The organism is Pseudoalteromonas sp. L1, from assembly GCF_021728095.1.
Classification (GTDB): domain Bacteria; phylum Pseudomonadota; class Gammaproteobacteria; order Enterobacterales; family Alteromonadaceae; genus Pseudoalteromonas.
Window position 1 is genome coordinate 81,737 of sequence record NZ_JAKKCT010000005.1, and the last position, 19,002, is coordinate 100,738.

Here is a 19,002-nt window from a genome sequence, read left to right on the forward strand (position 1 = left end):
CCGTATACTGGTTAGTTTTGTTCAAGTGTGCTGATTAAACGCTGATGAATACCTTCAAAGCCACCATTACTCATTATTAAAATATGTTGTGACGGCGCACTTCCTTCAGCAACTGCTGCAATGATTTCCTCAGTGCTTGGCATACAATGCATACCTGCTTTATCTGCGTATTCTTTTAATGACCAGCTTAAGTTTTCAGGTTCAAATAAATACACATCATCGGCAGCTTTTAGGGAATCAATCAAGGTTTGTTGATGCACACCCATTTTCATGGTGTTTGAACGCGGCTCTAAAATGGCAATAATCTTCTCATCGCCCACTTTTGCACGTAAACCTGCAAGAGTTGTTTTAATTGCCGTTGGGTGATGTGCAAAATCGTCATACACTTTAATGCCATTCACATCGGCTTTTAGCTCCATGCGGCGCTTAGGAGAAATAAACTCTGCTAAACCAGCAATGCTCACTGACACAGCAATCCCTACATGACGAGCGGCTGCAATAGCCATAATGGCATTTTTGACATTGTGCTCGCCCATCGCTTGCCACGACACAACGCCCTGTACTTCCCCTGCTAATAATACTTCAAATTCACTGCCATCAGCTTTAAGCAAGCGGTAATCCCAGTCTCCCGACAGTGTTTCGCTCTCGCTCCAAAGACCTCGTTCAATCACATCTTGTAGTGCTTCGTCTTGGCTTGGCCAAATGACTTTGCCACTACAAGGTAGTGTACGCATCAGGTGGTGAAATTGTTTCTTTATGGCGTTTAAATCTTCAAAAATATCCGCATGATCAAATTCAAGATTATTTAGGATTAAAGTGCGTGGTAAGTAATGTACAAACTTACTGCGTTTATCAAAAAAGGCGGTATCGTATTCGTCGGCTTCAATTACAAAAAACGGGGTTTCGCCAACACGTGCAGACACACCAAAATTTTGCACAATGCCACCAATTAAGAACCCAGGTTTCATACCGGCATACTCTAATAACCATGCCAGCATACTGGCTGTGGTTGTTTTGCCATGCGTACCCGCAACAGCTAAAACCCACGAATTTTGCAATAAATTATGTTTTAACCATTCTGGACCAGAGGTATAAGGTAGGCCCTTATCAAGCACATATTCAACACAGGGATTGCCACGACTCATCGCATTACCAATCACCACCATATCAGGGGCTGGCTCAAGTTGTGCAACGTCATAACCTTGAGTTAGTGTGATACCCAGCTCTTCTAATTGTGTGCTCATCGGCGGGTACACATTTTGATCAGAGCCTGTCACTGTATGACCTAACGATTTAGCGATTGCGGCGATACCACCCATAAAGGTGCCACAAATTCCAAGAATATGAATATGCATCTACTGTCCTGAGCAAAATGAATGATAGATAAAATAAGCCGTTATAATGCCAAATATAAGCTTTACTTACCATTACTACACGGCAATAGACTTTTGCCAAATAACCAACATAAAAAAACACCTCAATTTGAGGTGCTTTTCTAATCAAGCTAAATCTCTACTTACAGCATTAAAAATGCAAACAAACCGACACCAAGTAGTAAGCGATAGATCACAAATGGCATCATGCCCATGCGCTCAATCACTTTTAAGAAAAAGAAAATACAAGCATACGCAGATATAAAAGATAAGCCAGCGCCAAGCATCAAGGTATTCCACTCTACGATATGATCGCCAAGAGCCAACTCTATTGTGTAATATAGTCCCATCATTAAAATAACAGGAATAGCCAATAAGAATGAAAAGCGTGCGGCACTTTGCTTATTCATACCCAGCATTAAACCTGCGGTCATAGTAATACCTGACCGTGATGTGCCTGGGATCATAGCCATCGCCTGTGCCATCCCAATCATAAGTGCGGATTTCCAGTTCAGTTGGTAAATCGTTTTGGTTTGCTTACCTTTTGCATCGGCATACCAAAGTAATAAGCCAAACAAAATAGTCGTTACCGCGATCACCCATGCACTACGTAGGTAAAGCTCTATTAAATCTTTAAAAATAAGCCCAAGAATAGCCGCAGGTATCGTGCCTACTATGATCCACCAACCTAGCTTACTATCATCGGTTGCACCTTGTGAGCCAAACGATTTAAACCAAGCGCCAAGAATATCGACCACTTCTTTTCTAAAGTACAAAACAACTGCACCTAAGGTTCCAACGTGAACAGCCACATCAAATGCTAAACCTTGGTCTTGCCACCCGAGAATCTGCGACGGAAGAATTAAATGCGCTGAGCTAGAAATAGGTAAAAACTCAGTCAGTCCTTGAATTAAAGCTAAAACAATTATCTCAATAATACTCATGGGTTAGTAAACTCCACCTTCCATAGTTTTTGTTGCGGGTTATCATAATTATCCCATAGCTGAGCAAGGGTTAGCTTCGCTACGGGGTGAAAAAAATCGGGAGCTATTTCTGCTAAAGGCTGAAGCACAAAAGCATTTTTTGTAATTTCATCTCGCGGTAATTGTGCGGGATAATCACATATAACATCATCATAAAAAAGTAAGTCTAAATCGAGTGTACGCGGGCTAAACTTTTTATCTGCACGAGTACGACCATTATCAAGCTCAATTTGTTTCAATAATTTGCACAACTTCTCAAGAGGCATATCCGTCTTGGCCGCAACCACTGAGTTATAAAAATTATTTCCAGCAAAACCAACCGCTTCACTCTCATAAACTGATGAGTGTACAAAATCGGGGAAGTAAGATTTCAAGGCTATAAGCGCTTGCTGAAGATAATGCTCTTTATTGACATTAGAACCTAGACTAATAAAAATTTGCGCCATTATTAGCTTACCTTACGGCGGGTTATCTCAACGCCCACCGTTTGCGCTTGTGGCACAGCGGCTGGTTTACTGACACGAATAGTTACTTGGTTGGTAGCAAATTCAGTAAGAATAAGTGCAGCTAATTGCTCAACTAAGGTTTCAAGCAACTCAACAGGCTTCGCCGTTGTATGTTCAATAACACGCTCACTCACTTTCGCATAATCAAGTGCAAGGTTTATATCATCGGTTGCTGCAGCGGCTGAGATATCACAAAGCATTTCAATGTCAAAATATAAGCTTTGTTTACTTTCTTTTTCAAAATCATATACACCGATGATGGTGTCTACGTGCAGTTGTGATATATATACCTTGTCCATTAAGACTCCAAATGACATAAATATGTAAGGTAAAACAACCTTATGCGCTTATTGATCTTAATAATACGCTTTATAAGCTGTCATAATGTTTTAATATATTAAAATTACCCCTACAATAACGGATAGATTGTTAGTATTTTTTTGTAACAATCTCATCGAAAAAATAGCGGCAGACGGTTTTGCCGCCAATGATAGCCCAAAAGTGCCGATTAAAAAATAAGGAAGCGCGTGTTAGCAGTTTTAATGTTAGTTTTAGCCTATTTACTAGGATCGGTTTCGTCCGCTATCCTTGTTTCTCGGCTATTTAGACTACCAGACCCACGCAGTCATGGATCGAATAACCCTGGAGCCACCAACGTTTACCGCCTCGGTGGAAAGTTACCCGCTGTATTAGTGCTTGTGTTTGACATATTAAAAGGAACGATCCCTGTTTGGGGCGCTTACTTTTTAAACATAGAGCCTCTGATGCTCGGTCTTATCGGTGTTGCAGCATGTCTAGGCCATATGTACCCATTATTTTTTGGCTTTAAGGGCGGAAAAGCCGTTGCCACTGCTTTTGGTACCTTGCTACCTATTGGTTTATCTCTAGGTGGGATGCTAATCACAACTTGGCTGCTAATTATTGCAATTACACGTTATTCATCACTCGCGGCATTAGTGACAGTATCTCTTGCACCGCTTTACACATGGTGGATAAAGCCACTTTATACTTTGCCGGTAACATTTTTAACGGTATTAATTATTTTTCGCCATAGAGCGAATATGACACGTTTGATGTGTGGCGATGAACCAAAGGTTGGGGCTAAGAAAAAAGCCCCAGAAAATGAATAGCGCTTATAACGGCTCAAGAGAATCGATTGGCCAGCGCGGCTTAGTTTTCATATCTAGGCTTGCAAATTGCCCTGCTTTTAAACGCTGCATACCGGCATAAGCGATCATTGCACCATTATCTGTACAAAACTCAGTACGCGGGTAATACACACGCCCTTTCATGCCTTGCATTACACGTTCTAGCTGCGAACGTAATTGAACATTGGCACTTACACCACCTGCAATCACTAAACGTTTAATGCCTGTTTGTTTTAATGCACGTTTACATTTAATGATAAGCGTATCAATAACGGCTGTTTGGAATGCATGTGCGATGTCAGCTTTAGTTTGCTCGTCATCATCGTTATCACGAATCGCAATTGATGCTGCGGTTTTCAAACCACTAAAGCTAAAGTCTAAACCTGGTTTATCTGTCATCGGGCGTGGGAATACAAATCGCTCTGGCGTACCTTGCTCCGCAAGTTTTGCTAGGCGAGGGCCACCGGGGTAATCAAGACCTAGTAATTTAGCAGTTTTATCAAACGCTTCACCCGCCGCATCATCCACCGACTCACCCAAGACTTCGTACTCACCAATACCTGACACTTTAACCATCATGGTATGGCCGCCCGAGACAAGCAGCGCAATAAACGGAAATTCTGGCTGTTCTTCTTCAAGCATAGGGGCAAGTAAATGACCCTCCATATGGTGAACAGCCACAGCGGGGATGTTCCAACCATAGGCTAGTGAACGGCCAATCGAGGTGCCCACAAGTAAAGCTCCCACGAGGCCTGGGCCTGCCGTATAAGCAATGCCATCTAAGTCTTCAGGGCCACAACCCGCTTGTGCAAACGCCGTATCAATTAACGGTAAGGTTTTGCGTACATGGTCCCGTGATGCAAGTTCTGGCACTACACCGCCGTAGTCTGCATGTACTTTAACTTGGCTGTATAGTTGATGTGCTAATAAGCCTTGTTCATCATCATAAATGGCAATACCTGTTTCATCACATGATGATTCAATACCTAAAATTCGCATCAATTACTCCGCCAATAAAAAACAAACGCGCATTTTACAGCGAAAATACGCATTACTGAACATTAAATTGCAATACCAATGTTGGTTTGACCGTCAGATACCGCAAGCTGCTTAAGCTCTTTTACGTTCTGGGAAGTAATTCGGCCCATTTGCTCTACAAAATCAATAAGTTCAGCAAGCACATCAATTTCATATTGCATTAAAGGGTGCTCACGTACGGCCTTGTTATCAGCCAACTCACCATCAACAGTCAGTTGATACTCAATATAACGTGCGACTGAGGCCTGAGAAATTTTACTGATGTTTAGAAATTCTTGCTCATCTTTTGCCATTAAACCATGCAACATGCCAAGCAATGCCGTTGCTGTATCAATCGCTGGGTATACACCAAACATATCAAAATCATTTAATTCAGGTACATTAGGCTCAATTTTTTCAATTTGCTTCTCAAGACTAATTTTACTTTTGGGTAGTAAAATTTTCTCCCAACACACACTTAATGCACTACGAAACACGGTTCCGTCACCAAACCCTGTGGCTTCGCTAAATAGGGCATAGTTAGGCAACATACGCTCAAGCAATGCACCACCCAAAACCGCTTTTTGTAAATAGTTTAATTCTCTAATACGTTGAAAATTATTCGCTTTCGTCATTCTTTACAGTCCCACAAGACCAACATATTTCAAACGTTGACCCATTAAGCTCGCTACATGTTGGGCAAACCCAGTCAGGAGCAGATTGTTTCACTTGCTGGTAGTTTACCAATATTTCGCGCGCCTGGCGCTCTTTTATCGCATAAACTCGTACTTCGACTCCCGTTTGCTCAAATGGGATCTCGCCGAGAGCGCCTTGCAACATTTCACCTTGCAGCTCACATTGAATTCCAGCGCTTTCTAACAGTCCTTTAATAATGTTAGCTTGCAAGGCATTCTCAGCCCTAAAAATCCCCACCCAAGTAAATGAATCACCAGTATTATCTTGATTTAAATTATTTTTTTGCAAATTGATTCTCTTTTACTTTGCACGACTTTAAACCTAAGCTACTCTAGCTATTGACCTTTGTGCAACCCATATTTAAAGGCAGCTTAATGACTCTTACGACCCCAGGACTACTCTTCCCTGCAATTTCTCTTTTGTTGCTAGCGTATACGAATCGCTTTTTAGTACTTGCTCAGTTAATTCGTGAGCTTAACGCACGTGAAGGTGACTGCATTCGTCCTTTAGTTGTTGCACAAATCGAAAACCTTAGAAAACGAATTAAATTAATAAGAGTGATGCAAGTATATGGTGTCGCTTCATTTTTTATGTGCACTCTTTCTATGTTTGCTTTATTTATTGAATTTAATACCACAGGCATTGTGCTATTTGGGATAAGCCTTGCTAGCCTCGCTTTATCCTTATTAACCTCGTTGTATGAAATCCACATTTCGTGCGATGCAATCGAAATCGAACTTCAGAATATCGAAAAAAAACCACTTTCAGATAAGGCAGAGTAAATTTCTGCCTCTATACTTATTGTTACGAGAAATAACAATAAGTGGTGCGTGCGTGGATGACTTTTTGTTTTCTGATGAACGATTAGAAGAGAGTGATATACAAACTGAAGAGCCTGAATATTGGCACATTCTTGTTGTTGACGACGAAGAAGATATCCATCAGGTTACTAAGCTTGTGCTTGCAGGTTTCACCTTTGAAGGTAAAGGGTTGCGCTTTTACGATGCCTATTCGGCAGCCGAAGCCAAAGAGTTTTTAAAAAAAGACATCCCCTTCTCAGTGGCCTTGGTTGATGTTGTTATGGAAACCAATCACGCAGGTCTTGATTTAATTCAATATATACGTGATGACATCGATAATCACGATATTCGCCTAATATTAAGAACAGGGCAACCAGGTGAAGCACCTGAAGAATCTATTATTCGTGATTACGACATAAACGACTATAAAAATAAAACAGAACTCACAGCAATTAAAATCAAAACACTGCTTTATTCTGCACTGAGAGCGCATCGCGATATTCAGATTATTGACCGTCATAAACACGGTCTTGAGCAAATCATTAATGCATCGGCAAATTTTTTAAAATGCGACAGTGTCCATGAGTTTGCATCAACAATTTTAAGCCATGTCACCAACGTGATGGGTATAAATGATGCCCAAATATATTGCGCCGCCGCCGTCAACTTACAATCATCCCCCGCCACTGATTTTCAGTTGCTCGCCGCATCTGGCGTAGGTCCAACACCAAAGCAAAGCACTATTCCAAATGAAGTAAAAAGCTTATTTATAGATGCTCATGAGCGTAAGTCTTCGCTAAAAACAAGTACTGACTATATAGGTTACTTTCCAACTAAAGCTGGCCTTGAAACCATGTTATACGTGCACAAAGGCACAAAACTTCAATCAACAGATCATCAACTACTGGAGTTTTATGCAAACAATATAGCACTGGCTTATGACAACCTAAAGCTACGAGAGATGGTTAAAGATTCACAAAAAGAGTTATCGTATATTTTGGGGGAAGCTGTTGAAAAACGCTCAAAAGAAACAGGCTCACACGTAAAGCGTGTCGCACTTTATAGTGAACTCCTAGCAAAACTCTCCCAGTTAGATCCATTCCAGTGCGAAATTATTAAACTTGCCTCCCCATTGCACGACATAGGAAAAATAAGTATTCCTGACAATATCTTAAATAAACCAGGCAAATTAGATGAGCACGAGTGGGAAATAATGAAAAACCACGCTCAAATCGGCTATGAAATTCTAAAAAATTCAAGTAACGAGATTTTAAGTTGTGGTGCCACAATCTCTCACCAACATCATGAAAAGTGGGACGGTACAGGTTACCCTCAAGGTTTATCAGGAAGTAATATTCACATTGTAGGCCGTATTACCGCTATTGCCGATGTATTTGATGCACTGTGTAGTGACCGCTGTTATAAAAAAGCATGGCCATTAGAAGACGCATTAACATTAATAAAAGAGCAACGAGGGAAACATTTTGATCCAACTTTAGTCGATATATTACTTGAAAATTTAACACTTTTCCTAGAGATTAAAGACCGATACCCTGATTAGTGTAACTTTTCGGTAAACAACACTTTCCAAAATAGGTACTATAATTTACTATGCCATCGTAAAGTATAATTATTTTGCCTGGATGTAAGGGCTTACTTATAACAAGGGACTATTTAAAGTGAGATTTGAACAACTTGAACAATTCGTTGCACTAGGCGTGCTCAGGCATTTCCGCCAAGCTGCAGAAAAAACTCAAATTAGTACTTCAGCATTAACTCGCAGTATTCAAACGCTTGAAGATGAAATCGGCTATGAGCTTGTCACCCGCTCTACCCGCTCGGTAAAACTAACCAAAGAGGGTGAACTTTTCTTAGAGTACGCGAAACAAACCCTTAATAATTTAGAAGAAACGAAAAAACGTTTATTTGAATCATTAAATGGCTGCGTTAACGAAAAGCTTGTCATTGGTTACACAACTAAAGCAAGTACTGTTGTGCCTGTTTCTTGTGGGCAATTTTTAGCTCAGTACCCACACGTAAAAATTGAAATGCAACTACAAGAGCAAGGCGAACTTATTCGTAAATTGCAACTGGGTGAAATAGACATAAGCGTGTGCTCGCAGGCAATGAATAGTATTGGCAGCGACATCCACTTACCAGACCAACTTATCTTATTTGTTTCTAAAGATCACCCGCTTGCTAACAAGAGCGATATTAGTAAACGTGATCTGGCTGACTACCCAATGTACAGTTGTTTTGCACAGTCGAAGCAAGTTCAAACTATGCTTAACGAAGCAGTTGACTCATTCAATAAATCATCAAGCATTAAAGTTGGTAGTATTGAACAAGTGATGGATGGCCTTAAAAAGTCAGATCATATTGCAATTGCAAGCATTGAGCACGCTAACAGTGTTTCTTCTGACTCTGAGCTACTTTTATTGAAAACGAATAAAGGGATCGCTCATGAACAATTGGTTATTCAAACTAATGAGCAGGTTAATGAAAACTCGCATATTAGCCATTTATTAGATTTAATTGAAAAGACAGCGTTATCTAGTCACAACTAACGCGTGCATTTAAGCTAGCCTTGCAAACAAAGGCTAGCTCCCTTCTTCACTTAATCATCAGCATATTGCATAAAAAGCGTGCATGATTTTTTTTTTCAGCTACACTTACGCACCTTTTTTTGATTGTGCACATGAATGACCGCGCAACTTGTTTCCAACACCTATTTAGACGCAATAGAACAAACCGGCTATGCCATTGTTGAAAACGCAATTGATGAAAACTTACTAACTGATTTAATTGCAGATTGTTATCGTATTAATCCGCATTTTCATACTGCGGGAATTGGTCGTTTGAACGACCAACAAATTGATAAAACCATCCGTAAAGATAAGACCTTTTGGTTTGATAGTTCAAGCCAAGCACAAATTACTTATCTTGCGACCATGGAAGCGATAAAGACACAGTTAAACCGCAGTTTTTTCTTAGGGCTATTTGACTATGAATGCCATTATGCAAAGTATCAACAAGGCGACTTTTATAAAAAACACTATGATGCCTTCAAGGGTCGTTCAAACCGTATTTTTACAACCGTCTGTTATTTAAATACACCTGATTCAGGTGGTGAACTGGTCATCTATAAGCCAAAAAGCAAAGATATTGAGGTCATTGTAAAACCTCAAGCGGGTACGCTTGTGATGTTTGAAAGCGAACGCTTCATGCACGAAGTATTACCAGCAGAAGATGTTCGCTACTCGATTGCAGGCTGGTTTAGAAAAAATGCCTCGATCAGCGGAATTATAGACCCGCCAAGATAATGAGCTAAAATGGCAATGGCAAGGAAGCTGCTAAACCTATAAATATCACTAAACCCACATAGTGATTATTTAAAAAAGCTTTAAAACAAGGATCCCGCTCGCGGCCATGAATGAGTTTTTGTTGATAAAGTAAAAAGCCAACTCCAGCAGCCAATCCAAGCCAATAATAAAGACCGAGTTGGTTACTAAGGCCTATATAAGCAAGAATCGCTACAAACAAGGCATTGAGTAAAAAGATAATGTGCCTATCATAACTCGCAAACAAAATAGCTGTTGATTTAACACCTATTTTCAAATCATCATCTCTATCAACCATGGCATACATGGTGTCATAAGCCACAGTCCAAACAAGGTTAGCAATAAATAAAAGCCATGCTTCTACAGGTACTGAACCAATCGAGGCCATATAAGCCATTGGGATAGCCCAACTAAATGCTGCCCCAAGCACGACTTGGGGTAACTGAGTATAGCGCTTCATAAATGGATAACAAAATGCCAGCGCGAGTGCGCCAAACGACAGCAATATCGTTGACCATCCGAGCATTAACACTAAGCCAAATGCCACTGCAATAAGCAGCACAAATAAACTCAAAGCCTCACCACTTGAAACTAACCCCGCAGCCAATGGGCGCTGTGCAGTGCGTTTTACTGAGCCATCAATTTTACGATCTGCGTAATCATTAATCACACAACCGGCACTGCGCATTACAAAGACCCCTAGGCTAAATACGACAAAATTTAGCACGCTAGGCGCGCCTTGATTCGCAAGCCAAAGTGCCCAATATGTTGGCCAAAGCAATAACAAAGTCCCTATTGGTTTATCGGTACGCATCAATTGCTTATAGTAAGGGATATGTGCGATGTGTAATGCAGCTAATTTCATAAGTAAATATAGGCTCCAGGTAAGAAGACTTCAGCAACTAAAAAATGCGCACGAGATAGCGAAAACACACTGCGTCTACCCCATAACATCTGCGGTTCTAAACCTAACTCATTTATAAGAGAATCTAGTTGGTGTTGCTCTGAAAATTCAGCCACTTCAATTTCGGTGCGTAAAAGACTGGGATCTTGGAAAATAACATCGCCTAAAGGCCTTGTCCCCATACTTAACAACTGTTGCTTTTTTAGGGTATCATCTGCTGGCAACCAACTTTGCGCATATACCATAGGCTTGTTATCACAAAGCAATAATACTTCGCGGTTTAATGCGTGACTTAAAGATGTGTTTAGTAGTGCTTGCTGCTCTGTGGTTAAGTCAAAAGGTGTTTCATTGAGCACATGAACAGAAAACTGTTGGCAATGACTTTTGAGCTTAGCGGTCAATGAGCCCGCTTCTAGCAACCAGCTTTGTTGCTGCTGCGTTAAATGTGGGTAGGCTGATGCCGATTGCCAATCGGCAACTAATGATATTGGGAATTTAGTCACAACAACTCAGTATTTTAAGAAACCGCGCAAATGATATCACTGCAAAACGTTTGGCAAAAGCCATCATTTAATATCAACAACAGTTAAAATTCTTACAACAACCTGTATCTCTAGTGAGTTTGGGTATAGACTAAAAACCATTGAAAGGGTGGACTATTTTTAACTATGAAAAAATCGTTATTATCAATTTATTTGATATGCCTATTAGCAGTTAATGCAACACTTAGTTTTTCGGCACATGCCGACTCAAAAGTCGGTTATTTTGGTTTTGAACCAGACATAATTACCAATTATATTGGCCAGGGTAACAAAAAGCTTGGTTATGTTCGTATTACGGTCGATCTTATGCTCAATGACATGTCGGATATCCGTGTCGTAGAACATCATACCCCTTTGCTGCGTGATGCGATTGTTGAAATTCTTTCTAAAGAGCCTGAAGAGAACATCAAGTCGCTTACCGGTCGAGAAGAAATAAGAAAGCGCTGTACTGAAAAGTTAAAAACACTTTTAAAACAAGAGACTGGGCAAGAAATAGTGCGTGAAGTATTGTTCACTAAATACTTATATCACTAGCCATAATAAGTGACGGCAAACGCCGTCACAGATTACTTTAACGGCGCGAAAGTAACTTATCTGATACAGCATAAGCCATACCTGATAAAAGCCCCGCAAGATGCGCCCAGTTAGCCATATTGACAGGTAACATTTCAACAAAGCCTAAAATTAGCCAAACAAGCATAAAACCAACAATACTCTTGCTGACTAAAGGCGGCTCTGTTGGTCTCATTGCACTGTATATCCAACAAAAGCCTAGCAAGCCGTAGACCACGCCACTCAAGCCACCAAAATTAGGCCCAACCAATAAAAACTGTGCCCAGTTACTAATAAATGCGGTCACTAAAAATAAGCCGACTAAGGTTAACTTTCCACTGCGCTTTTCAATGTCATTACCTAGTGTCATCCACCAAATTAAATTAAAAATTAAATGGATAGCACTAAAATGCACGATTGCTGGTGTAAACCAACTAAGCGGTTGCGCAGGATTAAACTGTAGCATCCGATAAATGGTATCAAAACCACCGAGTAAAAAAGCCACAAAAATCGCTATTGATACTAGCGTGACTGTGCGATTGAGCCAGCTTAATGCTTTAAAACGCGTTTTTAGGTTGAGCGACTGACCTTGGTAAGAAAGTGATGATTGTGTGCTACCCACTTGCCAAGAGGCTTGCAGATACTTTTCATCATGTGGATTTGCAGCAAACTCTTGCCATAATGGTTGAGCTTGATGGAAATGCTCTGGAGCAACACAAATAATGACAGTTTCACCGTCTTCAGAGCGAAGCTCACCTTGTAAGCCTTTGCTTTTAATATAGTCAATAAACCCCTGCGCTGCGCGAGGATTATTTATGCTGCCCAGTTCAATCATCGTTCAATATGCTCCGGAAGTTGTGTTTGCCAAGCTGTAAAGCCTCCATCCATACTGTAAACATCTTCAAAGCCCTGCTCAACTAAGTAGCTCGCAGCACCTTGAGAACTCACACCATGATAGCAAACAATAATGATTGGCTGATCGAACTCTTTATTCATCATAAACTCGCTAATATTAGCATTTGATAAATGCTCAGAGCCTGGAATGTGACCCGTTTGAAACGAGTTAGGGTCACGAATATCGGCAATCACAACGTCTTCTTTATCTAAAAGCGCAAACGTGTCGCTTACTGAAATATGTTTATATGACATAATACTCTCTAAACTAAAAAGGCGGCAATCTGCCGCCTTATCACTATAAACGGCACTAATCCCAGTTAAGGATTACTTTACCAGATTGGCCTGAAATCATCGTATCAAAGCCCTCTTGGAAATCATCCACAGAGAACTGGTGAGTAATAATTGGTTTCAGATCAAGGCCTGATTGAATTAAGCTGGCCATTTTATACCAAGTTTCAAACATTTCACGGCCATAAATACCTTTGATAATTAAGCCTTTGAAAATAACTTGGTTCCAATCAACCGCCATATCTGAAGGTGGAATACCTAGCATAGCGATTTTGCCACCGTGATTCATGTTATTAAGCATGCTGTTAAATGCAACTGGCACACCCGACATTTCAAGGCCAATATCAAAGCCTTCTGTCATGCCAAGCTCTTTCATTACATCTTCAAGCTTTTCAGTTGCCACGTTTACAGCACGAGTAGCGCCCATTTTACGCGCTAAATCTAGGCGGTATTCGTTTACGTCAGTGATAACCACATGACGTGCACCAACGTGTTTAGCAACCGCGGCTGCCATGATACCAATTGGGCCAGCCCCCGTGATTAACACGTCTTCACCGACTAAATCAAACGACAACGCTGTGTGTACAGCATTACCGAATGGGTCAAAGATTGATGCTAACTCATCAGGAATGTTATCTGGAATTTTAAATGCGTTGAAAGCTGGGATCACAAGGTATTCAGCAAATGCACCTTCGCGATTAACACCAACACCTGTGGTGTTACGACATAAATGTACACGGCCAGCACGACAGTTACGACAGTGACCACAGGTAATATGCCCTTCGCCCGATACACGGTCACCCACTTGGAAACCACGTACTTCTTGGCCCATATCAACCACTTCACCTACATATTCGTGGCCAACGACCATTGGCGTAGGAATTGTATTTTGTGCCCACTCATCCCATTTATAAATATGGACATCTGTTCCACAAATTGCTGTTTTGCGGATTTTAATAAGCAGATCGTTATGACCAACTTCAGGCTTTGGCGCATCAGTCATCCAAATTCCTGGTTCTGCTTTTAATTTAGATAATGCTTTCATGATTCACACTCAATTAAACAAAACCGAAGCAAAGGCTTCGGTTTAGGAAATAAAATTAGATAACACCCATTTCTTTACCAATACGGGTAAAGGCAGCTATTGCAGTGTCTAATTGCTCTTTTGTATGCGCCGCTGAAATTTGCGTACGAATACGTGCTTGACCTTTAGGTACCACAGGGAATGAGAAACCCGTTACGTAAATACCCTCAGCAAGTAATTTGTCTGCCATGGCTGAGGCAACTTTAGCATCGCCTAACATCACAGGAATGATCGCGTGATCTTTACCTGCACAGGTAAAGCCAGCCGCTTCCATTTGTTCACGGAAATATTTTGCGTTGTCCCAAAGCTTAGCGCGTAACTCGCCGCCATTGCTCAGCATTTCAAGTACTTTAATTGATGCTGTAACAATTGATGGTGCAAGTGAGTTTGAGAAAAGATACGGGCGCGAGCGTTGACGTAACCATTCAACGATTTCTTTCTTACCTGATGTGTAACCACCTGATGCGCCGCCCAGTGCTTTACCCAAGGTACCTGTGATGATATCAACACGGTCAAGTACACCACAGTACTCAGGTGTGCCTTTACCATTTTCACCTACAAAACCAACCGCGTGAGAGTCATCCACCATCACTAAGGCATCATATTTATCAGCTAGGTCACACACCGCTTCAAGATTACAAATTACGCCGTCCATTGAGAAAACGCCGTCTGTTGCGATGAGTTTTGTTTTAGCACCCGCTTCATCAGCAGCAATAAGTTGCTTTTCAAGGTCGCTCATGTCGTTATTGGCATAGCGGAAACGCTTAGCTTTACAAAGACGTACACCATCAATGATCGAAGCATGGTTTAAAGCGTCAGAGATAATTGCATCATCTGGGCCTAGGATAGTTTCGAATAAACCGGCGTTTGCATCAAAACATGATGAGTAAAGAATGGTATCTTCTGTTTCTAAAAACGCAGAAATCTTTTCTTCTAATGTTTTATGAATATCTTGCGTACCACAAATAAAACGGACTGATGCAACACCAAAACCGTGATCATCAAGACCTTGTTGCGCAGCTTTAATTAGCTCTGGGCTATTTGCTAGACCTAAGTAGTTATTTGCACAAAAGTTGATAACTTTATCACCCGATGCAACTTCAATTTGAGCCTGTTGTTGTGAGGTAATAACACGTTCGCTTTTGTATAGACCTTCAGCTTTTACTTCGTCTATTTGTTGCTGAAGCTGATTAAAAAACGCAGATGCTCTCATCTGAAATCTCCAAATAATCTTTTAAGTAATCAGAGCCGATTAGCTGTGACTGTGAAATTTGCGCCTATTGTAAAAGCTTAGGCGAACAATTGCACTGTTTGTAGTTCGTCGCACGCCTTGAATGGGTGCAGATTTGCGAAATAAAACTGGTCTTACCTGCTATGAGTGTAAAACCAGAGCAGGTAAGTCGGCTAATGACTCACAAACGATATCAGCATGTTGTTCTGTTGACTCCGCGTAACTTTGCCCTGAACGCACCAATACACGCGTGGCAATACTTGCCCTTTCAGCTGCAATTAAATCTCCCAGCTTATCACCAACCATGATACTTTTTTTAGGGTCAATATCATGCTCAGTAATAGCCTGTAAAAGCATTCCTGGCGCAGGTTTACGACAGTCACACTCTTGCAAATAACTCGCTTGCGCTTTTGTTGGATGATGTGGACAAAAGTAAACCGCGAGAATAGGCACGCCATGACGTTTGAACTCGTCTTTCATCCAAGCTGTTAGATTATGAAAATCCTGCTCTGAATAGTAGCCCCGACCAATTCCCGATTGATTAGTAACCACCACAATTTCGTAGCCATCATCAGTAAACTTTTTGCAGGCATCAAACACACCGGCAACAAATTCAAACTCTTGTGGTTTATATACATAACCGTGATCAATGTTCACCACACCATCACGGTCTAAAAATAATACTTTCTTCATTTCAGTTGCTCTTTCAATACGACAAGGTCAAACATTAAAGTGACATCTTCTACACTAATCTGTGTCATTAGATCTGCCCCTTTAACACGCGTCCCCCATGGTAATTGTTCAGCTGTTTTACCCGTTTGCTTAACAAGGTTTTGATGATAAACCTCAACCACGTAATCTTGGTACAAATAAGGACCTGTTCGTTTTGGGTTTGAATGAGCGTATAACCCTATCACAGGCGTGCCAACCGTAACCGCCATATGGGCAGGGCCAGTATCAGGAGCAAGCACTAAAGACGCGCGCTTTAACACACATAACAGCTCTTTAAGCTGAGTTTTACCGACAAGATTCAAAATAGGCGTCTTACTGTGACTAATGATTTGCTCTGCAAGCGTTTCTTCGAGCGGCGTTGGGCCACCCGTAATCACTACCGAGAAACCTTGATTGTGAGCATAGTCAGCAAGTGCTGCATAACGCTCAGGCAACCAATTTCGCTCTTTTTTGCTTGCCGCAGGTGAAATCACAAAAATACGCCCTGCTAAACGCTCTTCACCTAGTAACCTATCAGCAGCTTGCTGGTGCTGCTCAGTAATTGGCATCTGCCAGCTTGGTTGATAGTCAGGCACACCAATGGCGCTCGCAAACCCTTTAAAACCTTCCAACACATGAGCCTCGGCTTGTGGTGCAATGCGCTTATTAATAAACAAGCTATGTAACTCTTTTGCTCGCGCCCAATCAAAGCCAACTTTTATTTTGGCAGGAATACAACGTGCTGCAAGGTTTGCTCTCAGTGCTACTTGCATATGTAGTAACACATCAAATTGTCGACCTTTAAAAACCTGTTTAAGCTGTTTGTAAGCTTGCTTACCTTGTTTTTTATCGAACACCACAAATTCAACACCTGGTAAGTCAGCCAGTAACATCGCTTCGATTTTACCAATCACCCAGGTAATTTTTGCCTTAGGATGCGCTTTTTGAATAGCTTGCACAGCCGATACTGCATGGCAAACATCACCAATAGCCGAAAGCCTTAATATACATATTTCTGAATACGAGGTTGAATGAGTCACACGTGCCCTTAGCAACAGCAAATAAAATGCGATCTTAAATTAACTTTGTGCTATTGCAAGTACTTATACGAAATGCCAAAAATACGGTACTATAATAAGCATTGATCGTTAATACGTTAAGTTGTTATGTTTGAGACTCTGCATCAAGAAAATACCACGCTACTTTGTCACCCCGCTTATACACAGTTACTCACGCGCGAGTGGTTTGATGCTGACTTTTGGCAACAACAAAATAAAATTGTGGGTGCTAAAAAAGGCCGTGCAACAGCCTGGTTTTTTAAACATGATCAATTAACCGCTGTGTTAAGGCACTACTGGCGTGGTGGCCTTGTTGGTAAACTTTTAACTGATCAGTATCTTTACTTAGGTTTAGAAAAGACGCGTGTGTATAAAGAATTTTCGCTAATGATGCGCTTATCTGAATTGGGTTTGAATGTACCCACTCCAATAGCAGCGAAAGTCACAACTCATGGCTTGATTTATCGTGGCGATATAATTACCCAAGCAGTGAAAGGCGCACAAAGCTTACTCGATATACTTATTACACGAGCCCTGAATCAGGATGAATTAAAAAAAGTAGCAACAACACTCAGTGAATTTCATAACCACGGGGTATATCACGCAGATTTAAACATCAATAACATCTTATTTGACGATAGCGGTAACGTCTTCATTATTGACTTCGACCGTGGTGAAATCAAGCAACCAGAAGCAAGTTGGCAACAAGAAAATATGAAACGCTTGGCACGTTCATTTGCAAAAGAACAAGGCCGTAACGAAGTTATGCATTGGCAGCAAAGCGATTGGCAGTTACTCATTTGTGAGTACCAAGCACAACTAAAACATTAACTAAATATGTGCACTTTTTATGGGAAGCTCACAGTATTTTCATTGTTTAAGGTTTCTAAGAAAGCAGCAATATTTTCAACCTCTTCTTCAGTGAGCTTTTTACCTAATTGGTGCCAACCAGTTAAACGAATAGCTTCTTGTAACGTTGCTGCAGCTCCGTCATGAAAATACGGTGCTGTGTTTGCCACATTTCGCAAACTTGGTACCTTAAATAAATAATCATGATCTTTTCTATGGGTCACCTCCCCCATTCCCCTATCATCTCGATTAGGGTATGGGTTTACGATCCCCATTTTCATTGTGAACTGCCCACCTAAAAGACGACCACTATGACAACTTGCACAACTATTCTCTTGAAACTGTAAAAGACCTCGCTTCTCCTGCGCTGTCAATGCCTCATTATCACCATTCAGGTAGCGGTCAAATCGGTCTTTTGTGATCAATGTTCTTTGAAAGGCTGCTAACGCTTTGGTTATATTTTCAAAAGTGAGCGCAGGGCTTGAACGAGCAAAGGCATGCTCAAACTCTTTGCTGTATAAAACATTAAGTTTATCAACAGCCTCTTGCTTACTAGCTAACGCCATTTCATGTTCACTTAATAATGGTTCGCTGGCTTGCTGCTCTAGATTTTCAGCCCTTGCATCCCAGTTTTGGGCAAATTGAAAACCAGCATTCCATGTAGATGGGGCATTCCTGCGCCCTTTTATGCCTAAGGCACCTACTGAAACAACCTTAGCATCATGACCTTGCCCTGCATTTAGTAAGTTGTGACATGAATTGCAGGATTGGCTATTGTTGCTAGATAAACGTGTTTCAAAATAAAGCTTTTTACCTAACTGAATTAATGCGGGCGTGTCTGCATCACTGCGTGGCATTTTTTCAGGAATAACACCAAACACAGATAATGCATTCTGACGAAGTGCTTTGTCCTCTATATCGGTTTGCTTTGCAAGTGTATTTAAAGTTAAAGAAGCTGATAACACAATAAAAAGTGTTAGCTTCTTAAATAAGACTACAATCAACTGGTTAATATTCATATC

The 19,002-nt window shown here is 41.0% G+C and carries 23 protein-coding genes; 7 read left to right on the forward strand and 16 right to left on the reverse strand.

Annotation, left to right across the window (positions count from 1 at the left end; translation table 11 throughout):
* Positions 1 to 11: 11 nt before the first annotated feature.
* The 4 genes from mpl to folB all read right to left on the reverse strand — a co-directional run bounded on the left by mpl (position 12) and on the right by folB (position 3,161).
* Positions 12 to 1,355, reverse strand: a complete 1,344-nt coding sequence (gene mpl, locus L3V38_RS15480) for a UDP-N-acetylmuramate:L-alanyl-gamma-D-glutamyl-meso-diaminopimelate ligase (RefSeq protein WP_237119942.1) — start codon at positions 1,353 to 1,355, stop codon at positions 12 to 14.
* A 161-nt stretch (positions 1,356 to 1,516) separates the two neighbouring features.
* The gene (locus tag L3V38_RS15485; protein ID WP_062568734.1) at positions 1,517 to 2,317 is read right to left on the reverse strand and encodes an undecaprenyl-diphosphate phosphatase; all 801 of its coding nucleotides are present in this window, start codon (positions 2,315 to 2,317) and stop codon (positions 1,517 to 1,519) included.
* Positions 2,314 to 2,802 carry a 2-amino-4-hydroxy-6-hydroxymethyldihydropteridine diphosphokinase gene (gene folK, locus L3V38_RS15490; protein ID WP_237119943.1) on the reverse strand — a complete coding sequence of 163 codons (489 nt, stop codon included), beginning with the start codon at positions 2,800 to 2,802 and terminating at the stop codon, positions 2,314 to 2,316. Before folK ends, L3V38_RS15485 begins: the two co-directional genes overlap by 4 nt.
* 2 nt (positions 2,803 to 2,804) lie before the next feature.
* Complete coding sequence (gene folB / locus L3V38_RS15495; RefSeq protein ID WP_062568732.1) at positions 2,805 to 3,161, reverse strand: dihydroneopterin aldolase; 357 nt, start codon at positions 3,159 to 3,161, stop codon at positions 2,805 to 2,807.
* A 228-nt stretch (positions 3,162 to 3,389) separates the two neighbouring features.
* On the opposite strand from folB, the gene plsY reads away from it, so the two are divergent.
* Positions 3,390 to 3,992: a glycerol-3-phosphate 1-O-acyltransferase PlsY gene (plsY, locus tag L3V38_RS15500; protein ID WP_130149489.1), complete on the forward strand. Its 603-nt coding sequence runs from the start codon at positions 3,390 to 3,392 to the stop codon at positions 3,990 to 3,992.
* Between the two features lie 3 nt (positions 3,993 to 3,995).
* Here the strand turns inward: plsY and tsaD are convergent, their stop codons facing one another.
* The 3 genes from tsaD to L3V38_RS15515 all read right to left on the reverse strand — a co-directional run bounded on the left by tsaD (position 3,996) and on the right by L3V38_RS15515 (position 6,011).
* Complete coding sequence (tsaD, locus tag L3V38_RS15505) at positions 3,996 to 5,009, reverse strand: tRNA (adenosine(37)-N6)-threonylcarbamoyltransferase complex transferase subunit TsaD (RefSeq protein WP_237119944.1); 1,014 nt, start codon at positions 5,007 to 5,009, stop codon at positions 3,996 to 3,998.
* Between the two features lie 62 nt (positions 5,010 to 5,071).
* Positions 5,072 to 5,662, reverse strand: a complete 591-nt coding sequence (locus tag L3V38_RS15510; protein WP_237119945.1) for a YjaG family protein — start codon at positions 5,660 to 5,662, stop codon at positions 5,072 to 5,074.
* Positions 5,646 to 6,011, reverse strand: coding sequence for a DUF2007 domain-containing protein (locus L3V38_RS15515; RefSeq protein ID WP_237119946.1), 366 nt, complete (start codon positions 6,009 to 6,011; stop codon positions 5,646 to 5,648). The genes L3V38_RS15510 and L3V38_RS15515 overlap by 17 nt, the downstream gene beginning before the upstream one ends.
* Positions 6,012 to 6,097: 86 nt before the next feature.
* Here L3V38_RS15515 and L3V38_RS15520 point away from each other — a divergent pair, with 86 nt between their 5' ends.
* From L3V38_RS15520 to L3V38_RS15535, 4 genes are all read left to right on the forward strand, one after another.
* Positions 6,098 to 6,505, forward strand: a complete 408-nt coding sequence (locus L3V38_RS15520; RefSeq protein WP_130149486.1) for a DUF2721 domain-containing protein — start codon at positions 6,098 to 6,100, stop codon at positions 6,503 to 6,505.
* Positions 6,506 to 6,557: 52 nt separating this feature from the next.
* Positions 6,558 to 8,084, forward strand: coding sequence for a DUF3369 domain-containing protein (locus L3V38_RS15525; RefSeq protein WP_237119947.1), 1,527 nt, complete (start codon positions 6,558 to 6,560; stop codon positions 8,082 to 8,084).
* Positions 8,085 to 8,202: 118 nt separating this feature from the next.
* Positions 8,203 to 9,090 carry a LysR family transcriptional regulator gene (locus tag L3V38_RS15530; RefSeq protein ID WP_130149484.1) on the forward strand — a complete coding sequence of 296 codons (888 nt, stop codon included), beginning with the start codon at positions 8,203 to 8,205 and terminating at the stop codon, positions 9,088 to 9,090.
* Between the two features lie 135 nt (positions 9,091 to 9,225).
* On the forward strand, positions 9,226 to 9,846 hold the full coding sequence (locus tag L3V38_RS15535) for a 2OG-Fe(II) oxygenase (RefSeq protein ID WP_130149483.1): 621 nt from the start codon (positions 9,226 to 9,228) through the stop codon (positions 9,844 to 9,846).
* Between the two features lie 4 nt (positions 9,847 to 9,850).
* Here L3V38_RS15535 and ubiA read toward each other — a convergent pair whose 3' ends face one another.
* Positions 9,851 to 10,729, reverse strand: coding sequence for a 4-hydroxybenzoate octaprenyltransferase (ubiA, locus tag L3V38_RS15540; protein ID WP_237119948.1), 879 nt, complete (start codon positions 10,727 to 10,729; stop codon positions 9,851 to 9,853).
* The gene (locus tag L3V38_RS15545; protein ID WP_237119949.1) at positions 10,726 to 11,271 is read right to left on the reverse strand and encodes a chorismate lyase; all 546 of its coding nucleotides are present in this window, start codon (positions 11,269 to 11,271) and stop codon (positions 10,726 to 10,728) included. Before L3V38_RS15545 ends, ubiA begins: the two co-directional genes overlap by 4 nt.
* 165 nt (positions 11,272 to 11,436) lie before the next feature.
* Between L3V38_RS15545 and L3V38_RS15550 the strand changes: the two genes are divergently transcribed.
* Positions 11,437 to 11,844, forward strand: a complete 408-nt coding sequence (locus L3V38_RS15550; RefSeq protein WP_130149480.1) for a flagellar basal body-associated protein FliL — start codon at positions 11,437 to 11,439, stop codon at positions 11,842 to 11,844.
* A 37-nt stretch (positions 11,845 to 11,881) separates the two neighbouring features.
* On the opposite strand, the gene glpG is transcribed toward L3V38_RS15550, so the two are convergent.
* The 6 genes from glpG to L3V38_RS15580 all read right to left on the reverse strand — a co-directional run bounded on the left by glpG (position 11,882) and on the right by L3V38_RS15580 (position 17,113).
* Positions 11,882 to 12,697, reverse strand: coding sequence for a rhomboid family intramembrane serine protease GlpG (gene glpG, locus L3V38_RS15555; protein ID WP_237119950.1), 816 nt, complete (start codon positions 12,695 to 12,697; stop codon positions 11,882 to 11,884).
* Positions 12,694 to 13,011 (reverse strand): thiosulfate sulfurtransferase GlpE, encoded by a 318-nt coding sequence (gene glpE, locus L3V38_RS15560; RefSeq protein WP_130149478.1) that lies wholly within the window; start codon positions 13,009 to 13,011, stop codon positions 12,694 to 12,696. Before glpE ends, glpG begins: the two co-directional genes overlap by 4 nt.
* Positions 13,012 to 13,066: 55 nt before the next feature.
* Positions 13,067 to 14,092, reverse strand: coding sequence for an L-threonine 3-dehydrogenase (gene tdh / locus L3V38_RS15565; RefSeq protein WP_062568718.1), 1,026 nt, complete (start codon positions 14,090 to 14,092; stop codon positions 13,067 to 13,069).
* A gap of 55 nt (positions 14,093 to 14,147) precedes the next feature.
* Entirely contained in the window at positions 14,148 to 15,344 is a 1,197-nt protein-coding gene (locus tag L3V38_RS15570) for a glycine C-acetyltransferase (RefSeq protein WP_062568717.1), read from the reverse strand.
* A 159-nt stretch (positions 15,345 to 15,503) separates the two neighbouring features.
* Entirely contained in the window at positions 15,504 to 16,055 is a 552-nt protein-coding gene (gene gmhB / locus L3V38_RS15575) for a D-glycero-beta-D-manno-heptose 1,7-bisphosphate 7-phosphatase (RefSeq protein ID WP_237119951.1), read from the reverse strand.
* The gene (locus tag L3V38_RS15580) at positions 16,052 to 17,113 is read right to left on the reverse strand and encodes a glycosyltransferase family 9 protein (protein WP_237119952.1); all 1,062 of its coding nucleotides are present in this window, start codon (positions 17,111 to 17,113) and stop codon (positions 16,052 to 16,054) included. Before L3V38_RS15580 ends, gmhB begins: the two co-directional genes overlap by 4 nt.
* 126 nt (positions 17,114 to 17,239) lie before the next feature.
* Here L3V38_RS15580 and L3V38_RS15585 point away from each other — a divergent pair, with 126 nt between their 5' ends.
* Positions 17,240 to 17,962: a 3-deoxy-D-manno-octulosonic acid kinase gene (locus L3V38_RS15585; protein ID WP_130149475.1), complete on the forward strand. Its 723-nt coding sequence runs from the start codon at positions 17,240 to 17,242 to the stop codon at positions 17,960 to 17,962.
* A gap of 17 nt (positions 17,963 to 17,979) precedes the next feature.
* Here the strand turns inward: L3V38_RS15585 and L3V38_RS15590 are convergent, their stop codons facing one another.
* Complete coding sequence (locus tag L3V38_RS15590; protein ID WP_237119953.1) at positions 17,980 to 18,999, reverse strand: cytochrome c peroxidase; 1,020 nt, start codon at positions 18,997 to 18,999, stop codon at positions 17,980 to 17,982.
* Positions 19,000 to 19,002 lie beyond the last annotated feature (3 nt).

Bases quoted from the DNA above. Each gene is read 5' to 3' on its own strand.
- mpl (WP_237119942.1), bottom strand. From the start codon at position 1,355: ATGCATATTCATATTCTTGGAATTTGTGGCACCTTTATGGGTGGTATC.
- L3V38_RS15485 (WP_062568734.1), bottom strand. From the start codon at position 2,317: ATGAGTATTATTGAGATAATTGTTTTAGCTTTAATTCAAGGACTGACT.
- folK (WP_237119943.1), bottom strand. From the start codon at position 2,802: ATGGCGCAAATTTTTATTAGTCTAGGTTCTAATGTCAATAAAGAGCAT.
- folB (WP_062568732.1), bottom strand. From the start codon at position 3,161: ATGGACAAGGTATATATATCACAACTGCACGTAGACACCATCATCGGT.
- tsaD (WP_237119944.1), bottom strand. From the start codon at position 5,009: ATGCGAATTTTAGGTATTGAATCATCATGTGATGAAACAGGTATTGCC.
- L3V38_RS15510 (WP_237119945.1), bottom strand. From the start codon at position 5,662: ATGACGAAAGCGAATAATTTTCAACGTATTAGAGAATTAAACTATTTA.
- L3V38_RS15520 (WP_130149486.1), top strand. From the start codon at position 6,098: ATGACTCTTACGACCCCAGGACTACTCTTCCCTGCAATTTCTCTTTTG.
- L3V38_RS15535 (WP_130149483.1), top strand. From the start codon at position 9,226: ATGACCGCGCAACTTGTTTCCAACACCTATTTAGACGCAATAGAACAA.
- ubiA (WP_237119948.1), bottom strand. From the start codon at position 10,729: ATGAAATTAGCTGCATTACACATCGCACATATCCCTTACTATAAGCAA.
- L3V38_RS15550 (WP_130149480.1), top strand. From the start codon at position 11,437: ATGAAAAAATCGTTATTATCAATTTATTTGATATGCCTATTAGCAGTT.
- glpG (WP_237119950.1), bottom strand. From the start codon at position 12,697: ATGATTGAACTGGGCAGCATAAATAATCCTCGCGCAGCGCAGGGGTTT.
- glpE (WP_130149478.1), bottom strand. From the start codon at position 13,011: ATGTCATATAAACATATTTCAGTAAGCGACACGTTTGCGCTTTTAGAT.
- tdh (WP_062568718.1), bottom strand. From the start codon at position 14,092: ATGAAAGCATTATCTAAATTAAAAGCAGAACCAGGAATTTGGATGACT.
- L3V38_RS15570 (WP_062568717.1), bottom strand. From the start codon at position 15,344: ATGAGAGCATCTGCGTTTTTTAATCAGCTTCAGCAACAAATAGACGAA.
- gmhB (WP_237119951.1), bottom strand. From the start codon at position 16,055: ATGAAGAAAGTATTATTTTTAGACCGTGATGGTGTGGTGAACATTGAT.
- L3V38_RS15585 (WP_130149475.1), top strand. From the start codon at position 17,240: ATGTTTGAGACTCTGCATCAAGAAAATACCACGCTACTTTGTCACCCC.
- L3V38_RS15590 (WP_237119953.1), bottom strand. From the start codon at position 18,999: ATGAATATTAACCAGTTGATTGTAGTCTTATTTAAGAAGCTAACACTT.